Genomic DNA, 12,328 nt, shown 5'->3' on the forward strand with positions numbered 1-12,328 from the left:
TCGGGGGAGCGCTCGCGCTCGCCCCTAGTGTTGGCGCTGTTTGTTTTGGCTGATAGGCTCGTCATAACGGCGGTTGCCAAGCTCGCGGCTATGCCTTCGCATGAAGCGTGAATGGACTTGGAACACGTCGTCACCTAGGTCGTTGACTGCCGTCATGCCATCCACCTCGATACGCAAATCGGAATATGATCCGGACAGCAGAACCCTCTCGGTGTGGTTCGTGGCGAGCGGCAAACGGTACCAGTTTGAGGACGTGCCGCCGGAAACCTTCGCCGCGTTCAAAGCGGCCTTTGCCGAGGGCCGCTACTTCAACGACCACATCCGCAATCACTTCCGGTACCGTGTAGCGCCTACTAATGGGGACCTCGTTGTGGCGCGCGTTAGGAACAGACAGTCTAGCTTGACGACGGCACGGAGCCTCACCAATGACCACCAGCCCCCGAAAAGAGCGTAAATTTCCTGCTTCGGCCGGTATCCTTCTAGGGTTAGGCCTAGGCGGCTTTTTCGATGGGATCGTGCTCCACCAAATTCTGCAATGGCACCACATGATCACAAGCGCGGGCTATCCGCCCAACTCTATTGAAAATCTGAAGCTGAACACGATGTTGGACGGATTCTTCCATGCCGCCAACTATATCTTCACTGTGCTTGGCTTGGTCGTTCTGTGGAATAGAGCAAGAAAGCCTCACTTTTGGTGGTCGGCCAAACTGCTTTTCGCGACGATCTTGATCGGATTCGGTTTCTTCAATTTGATCGAAGGAGTTGTTAATCATCAGATCTTGGGACTACATCCCGTAAATGAGACCGTTCCGCGCGATCTATGGATCTTTTGGGACATCGCCTTCCTAGTTTGGGGCGCGGTAATGCTGGCCGGCGGCTTTGTGCTCTATCGAAATTCCAAACAGGACCGTTTTGACGAAGTTCGCCGAACTTAACGGACAACGGCGCCCGCTTTGCTCGACAGTGCTCCGGTGGCCACGACTTTCCTTGCGGCTTCTGGTTCCTCTTCAGTATCCGGGCCTCGCGCGGAGGAAGAACTGTTTCGGCGTCCAAGCTACCGCTGGGACGGTAGCCGGCGGCCCCCGCTATAATTTGTCCGGAGTAGAGCCCGTAAAAAAGGTGCGGCGGGCTTTTTTGCTCGTCCGGGTGGAACCCGATCTGGCGACAATCGTTCGGTGCGGCAACACTGCACCATTCCGTCAGATCGGAGCAACAATGCGGGAAAGGCAAACCTTCACCGACAGAGAAAAACAAGAGAGAAAGGAGCGCACGTCAGATGCTGCGCGGGAATTGATCGAGGTCGAGCGCACGGCACGAGATGCAAAGACAGCTCGGCTCCGGGAGGAGCGATTGAAGGCCGCAACTGCTTTTCCGGAGGCTTCGGCTGCAGAACCGACGCCAGCACCGAAGAAGCGCAAGACAGCGACGGCCCGATAGCTCTCTTGTCGAACGGCTCTTCTCATTCGTTCGGACGTTGCGGGTCTTCACGGACACGTCAATCTTGAAGCTGGCGGGGCTTGACCCCAACCTGGACTCTCTTCCGATGCCCGCTGGCTCCGGCTAGCGGGCTTTTTTGCGTTTCCAGGTTACAGGTTTTTCAAGGGAATGGCCGGAGCCTCTTGGGGTTTGGGGGGCAGGTAGAGACGCCGGCCATGCAGGAAGAGGTCCGTCGGCGCGGCATGCCTAGGCGTCCATTTCCAGCCGATCGTGCACCGGCATGTCATGCCAGATCACTTGCCTGAGATCCCGCATATCGACCGGCTGCGCACAGATCGGGCAGATGTAAAAATGGTCGCCTTCGTTCTTGGGCGGATCGCCGTGACGCCTGCTGGTGATCGGCGGGCCTAGGTCGGATAGCTTGGTCATCTCCCCTAAACATTCATTTTTGCTAAAATGTTCCGGAACTGAATCCGCGCGTCGGATTTGAGTCTCGTCCGTGGCGGTGGGGTTTCAGTATGCGTAACAGTTCCGGCGATGGCCGGTTGCAGTTCATCGAACCGCTCATGCCAACCCTGGTCGACAAGCCTCCGGAGGGCGACGCCTGGAGCCATGAGGCCAAGTTCGACGGCTACCGTTCGCAGATCATCGTCGACGACGCCGGAGTTCGCATTTTCACCAGGCGAGGAATGGGACCGCGAAATACCCGACGCTCGCTGCGACCGCTGCAACGCTTGATGTCGAAGAACGCCATTATTGACGGCGAAATAGTCGTGCTCAACGAAGCGGGACTGCCTTTGCGGAATTGCGTAAGGCCATTACGCGGCGCCAGCATGACCTCTATTTCGTCGCCTTCGATCTTCTGCACCTCAACGGCCATGATCTGCGTGACATGGCGCTGGAGGAACGCCGCGATATCCTCGCTGCCATCCTCCCGTCTGATATTCGCATCCAGTTCAGCCAGGATCTGCCTGGCCACACGAAGGCGATCTTTCACCTGGTCGACCAGGCCGGCCTAGAGGGCATGGTCTCCAAACGCCGGGACAGCAAGTCTCGCAGCGGCCCGTCGACCAACTGGCTGAAGGTGAAATGCCACACCATCGGTGAGTTCGAGCTGCTGGGCGTCGAGCGCGAGGCCGGCAAGCCGGCATTCGCTCTCATGGGCGAGATCGGCACGCGCAAATATGTCGGATCGGCCTTCATCAATTCGAGCCGGGCGATCCGCGAGCGCCTGTGGAAGCGCGTCCAGGAGCATGCCGGGCCGCCGCCGAAGGGGATGGAGCGGCCGGCGACGCAGTGGGTCAAGCCGGGGCTGATCGGCCGCGTCAAGCACCTGCGCGGCGAGGAAGACCCGCGGTATGCGTCACTGCAGGATTTTCGGGAAGAGTACTGACACTCGTCATTCGGACGAGCGCCTATTTGTAATCCCGTTCACAATAACAGAGGCGACAAAAATCGGCGCAGCCCACACCATCCAGTGAAAGACCGTCTCGGCATGTGACGTCATAAACAATTCATTTGTCACAACGCATCCGAAGAGACCGCCAACAACGAGCGCTGCACCCGAAAAGAACATGGACAGCGTCGACACCATTGCCAGCAATGCTTTCATTTCATTCGGGCCTGATGTTGGCTGTTTCATAGAAACCGCTCGCCGTCAGCTCCGTGTTCGAAACCGGTGCAATGCCCGCTTCGCGGCTTGCAGGTCCGCCCGATCTGCCGGGCCCGAGGATCGTCCTGTCCATTACATCGCAGGGTGTGCGCCGATACTCGGTTGGTTGACCAACTGCAATGTCAATAGCCCTCAGGGTTCATCCCAATAGTGGCCTCCACACCAGCCAGCGGTGCTTCCAAGCTCCAGGTGATCCCATGTGGGCCGTACTCAAGATTTCCCTTTCCTCCGACCGCTTGGGGCGCAATCCGCTTCAGCACCACAGTTCCAAAACCGCCCTGGCCGATGGTCTGAACTTGCGGCCCGTCCGTTTCGGCCCAGGTGAGGTGAAAGAGCCTCGAGGCACCGGAACACCTGGTGTTCCACATGACCGAAATCTGGCCCTCATCACCAGAAAGCACGCCGTATTTGGCCGAATTGGTTGCGAGTTCATGGAAGGCAATACCGAGATACTGGACCGCGTTGGGGCTGAGGACAATGGACGGTCCGGACATCGAAATTCGCTCCTCGTTGCCGAAGGACTTGGCCTGCGACAACAGGAGTTCGAAAACGGTGACGCCTTTCCAATCGCCCAAGACAAGCAGATCGTGCGAGCGCGACAGAGCCATGATCCGCTCGCGAACCTCTCGTTCGAAGGCGGCGGGGGTTTGGGCCCGCTTGTTGGTCTCGCGGATCATCGAAAGGATGACCGAATACTGGTTCTTGACGCGATGGTTGACCTCACGCATCAGCATGCGGATGCGATGCTCGTTTTCCCTCGCCGACGTGATGTCTCGGGCGATCTTCGATGCACCGACGATCTGTCCGGTTGCGTTGCGCACGGGCGATACCGTTAGCGAGACCGGAACCAGGCTGCCATCCTTGCGCTGACGAATGGTTTCGTACGTTTCGACCCGCTCGCCACGGCGAATGCGTTCGAGAATGCGAGGTTCCTCGTCCTGGTGATCGGCCGGGATCAGCATGGTCACCGACCTGCCTATCGCTTCGTCGGCGGTGTAGCCGAACAGCCGTTCGGCGCCGTGATTCCAGCTCTTGATGATGGTGTTCAGATCCTTGCTGACGATTGCATCGAACGAGGATTCTACAATGGCTGACAAATGGAACTTGGCCTCTTCAGCACGGTGGCGGTCGGTAAGGTCGAGCAGCATGTTGACGGCGCCGATCAGATTGCCGTCCTCATCCCGTATCGGTGTTGGAACGGGCAGGAACGGAAAAAACGACCCGTCCGGACGCTGCGCTACGGCTTCCTGGTTGCGGACGGGCCGATTTTCCTTGAGCGCAATCGCCATGGGGCACTCATCATGCGGCAATTCTTTGCCGTCGGGGGTGAACAGCTTGAACGTCACGCACCATTTGTCCTTGCCGATCTCGGGCTCCGTACCTGCAAGCTCGGCGGCGGCGCGGTTGTAGTAGATGATCGTCCCATCCTGATCCGTCGTGTATATGGCGACCGGCAGGCCGTCGAGAATCTGGTGATAGGTGCTGTCCTGTCGCCTTAGCTCCGTACGCGTCCGCTCCAGGTCGGTTACATCGACAGTGAAGCACCGGGTGTTGATCAGCTCGCCATCCCGGAAATGGCCGCTCGACGTGATTTCGACATGCTTGATCGACCCATCATGGGCCCTCAGTCGCGCCGGATATCGCGCGATCGTCTCGCCACGGGTGAGGCGCTCCAAAATGTCCTGGATCACATCCCGATCGTGATAGAATTCAGCAATGTGGCTGCCGATATATTGCTCCGCAGGATAGCCGAGAAGGTCCAACTCCGTCTGGTTAGCATGTAGAATGATGCCGTCCGCGCTTACCAGGTGAAGCGCTATGGCGCCGTTCTCGAAGAAATCCCGATAATCGAAGTCCCGCCCATCCTCTCCGGATAATTTCGGGTTCTTGAAGGCGATCAGCTTCGCCTGCGGTAGTTCATTCATCTCTCAAGCCCCGTCTCAAATTAACCGGCCAGAACGCGGCTCGTGAGAGTTGGTTCCAAGATTGGTTCCCAACAATTCTCGCTGCCGCCGAGCGACCTCGGCACATTCCCACAAGCCGCTTGACGTTCAAGGAAAATGTTCCTTATTCGTTCTCATGGCGCACGAACCGATCGACACGCGGGGCAAGGCGACCCGGCACAACATGCTGGTCAAAGCCGAATGCAGTTGCGGCAACGTTCGCTACCATCGCTCGGCAGACCTGATGATGGTGTTTGGCGGCGGCAGAGACCGCAAACTCTCAACCTCAGCTGCGATCGGTGCAAGCCGTCGATCAAGGTCACGCTGTTGGAGGTGCATCCGGAACACCTGCCGAAACGCCTCATGATCCACAAGCCGATGAAGGTAGGCGGCAAGATCGAGTGGTTTGTCGAGCGGTTCCGAGGATGAGCCAACGTCTAAAGGTCCGGTTCGCCTATCAACGCGGCTGGCAAGTAGTGGACGGCAGCGCCATTCTGAGCACCTTCGAGAACAAGGAAGATGCCTTCCGGTTCGTTCTCGACCTTGGCGCGCGCGCCTGGCTCAATGGGGGCAGGACGGTGATTGGCGGGCAGTCGCCGCCGTATGACTTTGCCGCCCAGTTCCAGCAGGACAGCGTCGGCCGCATCATGAAAAGAACGCACGGGTCGGAATCAGGGACTTGGTTCTGGACATGCCATGAAGGCGGTGCGCGCGGGACGGTCCAAACCAAGGAGGAAGCCGTCATCGAGGTCGAGCGCGCCTACACTTGCCGGATCGTCAAGACGGACTGGCCCTAGATCCAGCCCATTCTGGAAACCATCAATTAAAAGGCCGAAATTGCTCCCGGGGGTGCCCGAGGCTGCACCAGGCAATAGAAGCGGCCGGGGCCGCTTCTCTAAGCTTTTGTATTCGCTAGGAGAAAACTGGTGGAGCCAATCGGAATCGAACCGACGACCTCTTGAATGCCATTCAAGCGCTCTCCCAACTGAGCTATGGCCCCACTCCGGCAGTCTACCGGCGCCGTTGCCGGCGAAGAGATCCGGCGCGGGTTGAGACCGCGCCGTTAGTGCAGCGGCTTCTAACCCCGCCTTCCGTCAATATCAAGCCTTCAAGAGCCGCTTTTTATTAAGACGCCGCGAAAGTCGGCAGGCGCTTGCGCCAGAGGCCGGATCAGACTTCGTCGTCGTCGTCGCCGACGCCGATCATGTCGGCGACATCGTCGTCTTCTTCCTCTTCGTCGGCGAGGAAAGTATCGTCATCCTCATCACCGAGGTCCACATCGTCCTCGTCATCGCCGAGATCGGGAAGATCGTCGGCTTTCGCATCCTCGTCCGCCTCTTCGAGCGAGACGACCTCGACGCCCTCTTCCTCCTCGGAGTCCACTTCCTTCTCGGCAACTTCCTCTTCCTCCTCGAGGGCGGCGATCTTGCCTTCCTCGAAATAGGAACGCGGATAGCTCTTGCCGGTATAGGGCGAGACGATCGGATCCTTGTTCAGGTCGTAGAATTTTTGACCCGTCTCGGGGTCGATGCGTTTGGTGCCAAGTTCGGGTTTTGCCACAGCAAGCCTCGTCGATGAAAGTTTGGTCCCCATAACCACAGTTTGCGGCGCTGTCAAAGCCTAAAGCCAGCGTCATAAATCGCCGCGTTGAGCGACCTCTTGCAAGGGGATGACCATTTCCGTCCGCCGTGATACGAGACCGCCCAAACCAAAAGAAAAAGGCCGGCCACCGGCATTTTCACCCAGGGAAAAGCCATGTCGCATACTGCCGCCCCGAAACCGGCCACCGCCCGCAAATCGTCAGCGCTTTCAGGCGCGGCGCGGGTGCCCGGCGACAAGTCGATCTCGCACCGCTCGTTCATGTTCGGCGGCCTCGCCTCCGGCGAGACCCGCATCACCGGCCTGCTGGAAGGCGAGGACGTGATGCGCACGGGCGCCGCGATGAAGGCAATGGGCGCGCATATAGAAAAGCTCGGCACTGAGTGGGTGATCCGCGGCACCGGCAACGGCGCGCTGCTGCAGCCGGAAGGCCCGCTCGATTTCGGCAATGCCGGGACCGGCTCGCGCCTCACCATGGGGCTGGTCGGCACCTATGACATGGAGACGACCTTCATCGGCGACGCTTCGCTGTCCGGCCGGCCGATGGGCCGCGTGCTTGAGCCGCTGCGCCAGATGGGCGTGCAGGTGCTGAAGGCGACGCCCGGCGACCGCATGCCGATCACGCTGCACGGGCCCAAGCACGCCGCACCCATCACCTACCGCGTGCCGATGGCCTCGGCGCAGGTGAAGTCGGCGGTGCTGCTCGCCGGGCTGAACACGCCCGGCGTCACCACCGTCATCGAGCCGGTGATGACGCGCGACCACACCGAAAAGATGCTGAAGGGATTCGGCGCCAATCTGTCGGTCGAGACCGACGAGCGCGGCGTGCGCCACATCTTCATCGAGGGCCAGGGCAAGCTCACCGGCCAGACGATCGCTGTGCCGGGCGACCCATCCTCGGCCGGCTTCCCGCTGGTGGCCGCACTCATCGTGCCGGGCTCAGACATTACAATCGAAAACGTGCTGATGAACCCGACCCGCACCGGGCTTTTGTTGACGCTGCAGGAAATGGGCGCCCGGATCGACATAGTCGACCCGCGCAATGAAGGCGGCGAGGATGTCGCCGATCTGCGCGTACGCTATTCCGAGTTGAAGGGCGTCACCGTGCCGCCCGAACGGGCGCCGACGATGATCGACGAGTATCCGGTGCTTGCTGTCGCGGCCAGCTTCGCCGAGGGCGAGACGCTGATGCAGGGGCTGGAAGAGTTGCGGGTGAAGGAATCCGACCGGCTGTCGGCAGTCGCGAACGGACTGAAGGTCAACGGCGTCGACTGTACCGAGGGCGAGGCCTCGTTGGCGGTGCGCGGGAAACCCGGCGGCAAGGGGCTCGGCCGGCACCCCAATGGACACAACACCGTCGTCCAGACCCATCTCGACCACCGCATCGCCATGAGCTTTCTGGTCATGGGGCTGGCAACGGAAAAGCCTGTGACCATCGACGACCAGGCGATGATCGCGACCAGCTTTCCGGAGTTCATGGGGCTGATGAAGGGGCTGGGCGCGGAGATTGAGTGAAGTACCGCTGGCTGTGATCTTGTGACTGACTTTCGATTTCTTTGTATGCAACGGCGCAGGCGGTAAAGAAATGGCTAGTCCTGATTTTCAGAAGCCGGGAACCAAGGGCCCTCATTGGCAAAGGCAAGCAGACGGAACTTTTCTGTTCTGCTTGGACAGGTCCTCTCCAAAACCCGGGTCGTCAATGCCGATCAACTCAACAGCCTCATCGAGATCCAGAATCGCGAATGGGCGTTTGTGTTGTTGACTCTTATTCCTGTGCTAATGTTCATCGCGCTCTGGCTTGCAGGCCGGATAGCGAGCATCTGGGTTCTCCTTGCTGCAGCTGTCTGGATTGCTTTTAACCATTACATCCATCGCAGGTTGCGAGCCAAGGCTGGAGCCATTCTCTCCACCACCCCGCTGTCTCACGATAAGCTTGTTTTTCCAAACGTGTCGATCGACCTAATAGCTGCCGGGTTAGCAAGATCGGTTCCGCCGTATTTGCGTAATTTCTGCCTGATTATGTCGATATTGTTCGCTGGAAGCAGTGCAGTCACCCTGGTCGATGGCATGGCTCATCTAACTCTTGGTGCGCAGGAGATGACCCGATCGTCAGCGCTTGCGGATTGGCGATCTTTGGCCTGCTGTCCCATCTTTTTTGTCGTGCCCGAAAGCTACGCCTTTGACCTTCACCATCGCCATTGACGGCCCCGCGGGCGCAGGCAAAGGCACCCTTGCCCGCCGGGTCGCCGACCATTACCGGCTGAACCTGCTCGACACCGGCCTCACCTATCGCGCTGTGGCCCATGCGCTGCTTCGGCTCGGTCTGCCGCTTGACAATGTCTCAGCCGCCGAGACCGCTGCCCGCCAGGTCGACCTGGCCAAGCTCGACCGGTCGGTGCTGTCGGCGCATGCGGTCGGCGAGGCGGCTTCGAAAGTGGCGGTGTTCCCTTCGGTGCGGCGCATACTGGTCGAAAAGCAGCGCGAATTCGCCAAGGCGCCGCCGGGCGCCGTGCTCGACGGCCGCGACATCGGCACCGTCGTCTGTCCCGACGCCGACATCAAGCTCTATGTGACGGCCAGCGCCGAAGTGCGGGCAGAGCGCCGGCTGGCCGAGATCGAGAGCATCGGCGGCACCGCCGATTTCAACGAAATCCTCGCCGATATCCTGCGCCGCGACGAGCGCGACATGGGTCGCGCCGACTCGCCGCTGAAGCCTGCCGCCGACGCGCACTTGCTCGACACCTCGGAAATGGCTATAGAAGCCGCGTTCCTGGCGGCCAAGGCGATCATCGACGACGTTCTGGCCAAGAGAAACAAAGCCTGAGCTGGGTTTTCCTTCCGCTGCCGATTGCCGGCGGCGAAAAGATATCCATATCGGGGACGAACCAGCCTGCCAGCATTTTTCATGCGCCGGAATTGCCGCTTAGGCGGCCAAGGGCTTTTCTGAAGCCCGGAACGCCGGCAGGCCAACGCAACGCTAACCGACGGCGCCCGTCCCGCTTGAGATGCGGGGCATTCCAGGAGAAACTATGTCAGTTGCAAACCCTACTCGCGATGATTTCGCGAGCCTGCTCGAAGAATCATTTTCCGCCGGCCATTCCGGCGAAGGCCAAGTCGTCAAGGGCACGATCACCGCGATCGAAAAGGACATGGCTATCATCGACGTCGGCCTCAAGGTCGAAGGCCGCGTGCCGCTGAAGGAATTCGGCGTCAAGGGCAAGGACTCGACGCTCAAGGTCGGGGACACGGTCGAGGTCTATGTCGAGCGCATCGAGAACGCGCTTGGCGAAGCGATGCTTTCCCGTGAAAAGGCCCGCCGCGAAGAGAGCTGGGTCCGTCTCGAAGAGAAGTTCACCAAGGGTGAGCGCGTCGAAGGCGTCATCTTCAACCAGGTCAAGGGCGGCTTCACCGTCGATCTCGACGGCGCCGTGGCCTTCCTGCCGCGCAGCCAGGTCGACATCCGCCCGATTCGCGACGTCTCGCCGCTGATGCACAATCCGCAGCCTTTCGAGATCCTCAAGATGGATCGCCGCCGCGGCAACATCGTGGTGTCGCGCCGTACCGTGCTCGAGGAAAGCCGCGCCGAACAGCGTTCGGAAATCGTGCAGAACCTCGAAGAAGGCCAGGTGGTCGAAGGCGTCGTCAAGAACATCACCGATTATGGTGCGTTCGTCGACCTCGGCGGCATCGACGGCTTGCTGCATGTCACCGACATGGCATGGCGCCGCGTCAACCATCCGACCGAAATCCTCAACATCGGCCAGACGGTCAAGGTGCAGATCATCCGCATCAACCAGGAAACCCACCGCATCTCGCTCGGCATGAAGCAGCTCGAGAGCGATCCGTGGTCCGAGATCGGAACGAAATTCCCGATAGGCAAGAAGATCAAGGGCACCGTCACCAACATCACCGACTACGGCGCATTCGTCGAGCTGGAGCCGGGCATCGAGGGCCTCATCCACGTTTCGGAAATGTCGTGGACGAAGAAGAACGTCCATCCCGGCAAGATCCTGTCGACGACGCAGGAAGTCGATGTGGTGGTGCTCGAGGTCGATCCGGCGAAGCGCCGCATTTCACTCGGCCTCAAGCAGACGCTCGAGAACCCGTGGCAGGCTTTCGCCAGCAGCCATCCGGTCGGCAGCCATGTCGAGGGCGAGGTCAAGAACAAGACCGAATTCGGCCTGTTCATCGGCCTCGAAGGCGATGTCGACGGCATGGTCCATCTTTCCGACCTCGACTGGACCCGTCCGGGCGAGCAGGTGATCGAGGAGTACAATCGCGGCGACATCGTCAAGGCGCAGGTGCTCGACGTCGACATCGACAAGGAGCGCATCTCGCTCGGCATCAAACAGCTAGCCAAGGACACGGCCGGCGAAGCGGCGACTTCAGGCGAACTGCGCAAGAACGCGGTCGTCACCTGCGAGGTCACCGGCGTCAAGGATGGCGGTCTGGAGGTGCGGCTCGTCGAGAGCGGCATCGAGACCTTCATCAAGCGCTCCGACCTCAGCCGCGACCGCGACGAGCAGCGCCCAGAGCGCTTCACGGTCGGCCAGAAGGTCGACGCCCGCGTCATCGCCTTCGACAAGAAGACCCGCAAGCTGCAGGTCTCGATCAAGGCGCTGGAAATCGCCGAGGAGAAGGAAGCGGTCGCCCAGTACGGCTCGACCGATTCCGGCGCTTCGCTGGGCGACATCCTGGGTGCCGCGCTGAAGAAGCAGGGCAGCTAAAGATTGGTTGCTGCCGCATTTCGGTGCGGCTGTGACGAAAAACCCCGCCGGAGCGATCCGGCGGGGTTTTCTTTGGTCGACGACCTGCTGTGTCAGGCCCTGCCGTAAAGCGGCACCAGCGTGCCGCTCATCGCCAGATTGGCCGGCGAAGCGAGATAGGCAATGGCCTCAGCGGCCGCTTCGAGGCTGACCCATTTGCTGAAATCGGCGGCCGGCATGTCTGCCCTGGTGGCCGGCGTGTCGAGCGTCGAGGGCGCGACCGCGTTGACCAGGATTCCCTTGCCCTTGAGTTCTTCCGCCATCGCCACTGTCATTGCCGCGACCGCCGCCTTGCTGGCGCCGTAGGCGACCATGCCGGAACCGCGCCGAAGGTCGAGCCCAGCGCGCGCCGTGACATTGACGATGCGCCCCGACACTGAAGATTCCAGCATCGAGCGGATCGCCGCGCGGCAGCACAGGAAGGTGGTACGGGCGTTGGTATCCATCATTTCGGCAAAGGACGCGGGCTCGATCTTCTCGACTGGCGCAGCGGTGAAACCGCCGGCCAGATGGATGGATGCCCACAAATCGGTAACGCTGGCATAGAACGCATCGACCTTAGCGGGATCGGCGAGATCGACATTGTGCGCCAGCCTGACGCGCTCATGTGCCGGGAAGGGAAAATGCGCGGGCGCGGCAGCATGGGCATTGGGCACATGGCAGACCGCACCCTGCTCCAGCAGTTTGCCGACAACCGCGCCACCGAGCGCTCCTGTGCCGCCGGTCACCACAACATGCCTGCCGTCCAGTGTATCCGTCATCTTCGACCGCTCCAGTCACTCATATGCCGCGCCGCCGCCGAAGGTCGCGCCTTTCGCGAGATCACTCAACCGAAATCTCGATGACACAGTGTCGTTTACGCGCCTCAAGCCGGCGGCCATCCGACGAGGATCGCATCCCCAAGCAGACGC

Annotated in this window: 14 protein-coding genes, 1 tRNA gene and 1 pseudogene; 9 read left to right on the forward strand and 7 right to left on the reverse strand. The window is 60.4% G+C overall.

What is annotated here, in order from left to right:
- Window positions 1-24 precede the first annotated feature (24 nt).
- On the reverse strand, window positions 25-282 hold the full coding sequence (locus ACWTU8_RS13085; RefSeq protein WP_455849089.1) for a hypothetical protein: 258 nt from the start codon (window positions 280-282) through the stop codon (window positions 25-27).
- Here ACWTU8_RS13085 and ACWTU8_RS13090 point away from each other — a divergent pair.
- Together ACWTU8_RS13090 and ACWTU8_RS13095 are read left to right on the forward strand one after the other, a co-directional pair.
- The gene (locus ACWTU8_RS13090) at window positions 221-454 is read left to right on the forward strand and encodes a KTSC domain-containing protein (RefSeq protein ID WP_455849049.1); all 234 of its coding nucleotides are present in this window, start codon (window positions 221-223) and stop codon (window positions 452-454) included. The two genes, ACWTU8_RS13085 and ACWTU8_RS13090, sit on opposite strands and share 62 nt — an antisense overlap.
- Window positions 426-935 carry a DUF2243 domain-containing protein gene (locus ACWTU8_RS13095; protein ID WP_455848506.1) on the forward strand — a complete coding sequence of 170 codons (510 nt, stop codon included), beginning with the start codon at window positions 426-428 and terminating at the stop codon, window positions 933-935. Before ACWTU8_RS13090 ends, ACWTU8_RS13095 begins: the two co-directional genes overlap by 29 nt.
- Window positions 936-1,683: 748 nt before the next feature.
- Here ACWTU8_RS13095 and ACWTU8_RS13100 read toward each other — a convergent pair.
- Window positions 1,684-1,866, reverse strand: coding sequence for a hypothetical protein (locus ACWTU8_RS13100; protein ID WP_455839851.1), 183 nt, complete (start codon window positions 1,864-1,866; stop codon window positions 1,684-1,686).
- Window positions 1,867-2,003: 137 nt separating this feature from the next.
- On the opposite strand from ACWTU8_RS13100, the pseudogene ACWTU8_RS13105 reads away from it, so the two are divergent.
- Both ACWTU8_RS13105 and ACWTU8_RS13110 read left to right on the forward strand, forming a co-directional pair.
- A pseudogene (locus ACWTU8_RS13105) lies at window positions 2,004-2,165 on the forward strand (ATP-dependent DNA ligase); the annotation flags it as partial.
- Window positions 2,166-2,242: 77 nt separating this feature from the next.
- Window positions 2,243-2,830, forward strand: a complete 588-nt coding sequence (locus ACWTU8_RS13110) for an ATP-dependent DNA ligase (RefSeq protein ID WP_455848507.1) — start codon at window positions 2,243-2,245, stop codon at window positions 2,828-2,830.
- 6 nt (window positions 2,831-2,836) lie between these two features.
- On the opposite strand, the gene ACWTU8_RS13115 is transcribed toward ACWTU8_RS13110, so the two are convergent.
- Both ACWTU8_RS13115 and ACWTU8_RS13120 read right to left on the reverse strand, forming a co-directional pair.
- Entirely contained in the window at window positions 2,837-3,079 is a 243-nt protein-coding gene (locus ACWTU8_RS13115) for a hypothetical protein (protein WP_455848508.1), read from the reverse strand.
- Between the two features lie 152 nt (window positions 3,080-3,231).
- Window positions 3,232-5,034: a PAS domain S-box protein gene (locus ACWTU8_RS13120; RefSeq protein WP_455848509.1), complete on the reverse strand. Its 1,803-nt coding sequence runs from the start codon at window positions 5,032-5,034 to the stop codon at window positions 3,232-3,234.
- Window positions 5,035-5,477: 443 nt separating this feature from the next.
- Here ACWTU8_RS13120 and ACWTU8_RS13125 point away from each other — a divergent pair, with 443 nt between their 5' ends.
- Entirely contained in the window at window positions 5,478-5,849 is a 372-nt protein-coding gene (locus ACWTU8_RS13125) for a hypothetical protein (RefSeq protein ID WP_455848510.1), read from the forward strand.
- A 127-nt stretch (window positions 5,850-5,976) separates the two neighbouring features.
- Here ACWTU8_RS13125 and ACWTU8_RS13130 read toward each other — a convergent pair.
- Together ACWTU8_RS13130 and ACWTU8_RS13135 are read right to left on the reverse strand one after the other, a co-directional pair.
- Window positions 5,977-6,052 (reverse strand) — tRNA-Ala (locus ACWTU8_RS13130).
- 170 nt (window positions 6,053-6,222) lie between these two features.
- A complete protein-coding gene (locus tag ACWTU8_RS13135) occupies window positions 6,223-6,612 on the reverse strand; it encodes a TIGR02300 family protein (RefSeq protein WP_095517696.1) in 390 nt (129 codons plus the stop codon).
- A 195-nt stretch (window positions 6,613-6,807) separates the two neighbouring features.
- Here ACWTU8_RS13135 and aroA point away from each other — a divergent pair, with 195 nt between their 5' ends.
- The 4 genes from aroA (at window position 6,808) to rpsA (ending at window position 11,378) form a co-directional block, all read left to right on the forward strand.
- Window positions 6,808-8,166 (forward strand): 3-phosphoshikimate 1-carboxyvinyltransferase, encoded by a 1,359-nt coding sequence (gene aroA / locus ACWTU8_RS13140; protein WP_455848511.1) that lies wholly within the window; start codon window positions 6,808-6,810, stop codon window positions 8,164-8,166.
- A gap of 114 nt (window positions 8,167-8,280) precedes the next feature.
- Window positions 8,281-8,853, forward strand: coding sequence for a hypothetical protein (locus ACWTU8_RS13145; protein WP_455848512.1), 573 nt, complete (start codon window positions 8,281-8,283; stop codon window positions 8,851-8,853).
- The gene (gene cmk / locus ACWTU8_RS13150) at window positions 8,831-9,475 is read left to right on the forward strand and encodes a (d)CMP kinase (protein ID WP_455839609.1); all 645 of its coding nucleotides are present in this window, start codon (window positions 8,831-8,833) and stop codon (window positions 9,473-9,475) included. The genes ACWTU8_RS13145 and cmk overlap by 23 nt, the downstream gene beginning before the upstream one ends.
- A 205-nt stretch (window positions 9,476-9,680) precedes the next feature.
- Window positions 9,681-11,378, forward strand: coding sequence for a 30S ribosomal protein S1 (gene rpsA / locus ACWTU8_RS13155; RefSeq protein ID WP_455848513.1), 1,698 nt, complete (start codon window positions 9,681-9,683; stop codon window positions 11,376-11,378).
- A 92-nt stretch (window positions 11,379-11,470) separates the two neighbouring features.
- Here rpsA and ACWTU8_RS13160 read toward each other — a convergent pair whose 3' ends face one another.
- A complete protein-coding gene (locus ACWTU8_RS13160) occupies window positions 11,471-12,178 on the reverse strand; it encodes an SDR family NAD(P)-dependent oxidoreductase (RefSeq protein ID WP_029347638.1) in 708 nt (235 codons plus the stop codon).
- Window positions 12,179-12,328: the final 150 nt, after the last annotated feature.

It is taken from the genome of Mesorhizobium sp. BHbdii (assembly GCF_053848045.1).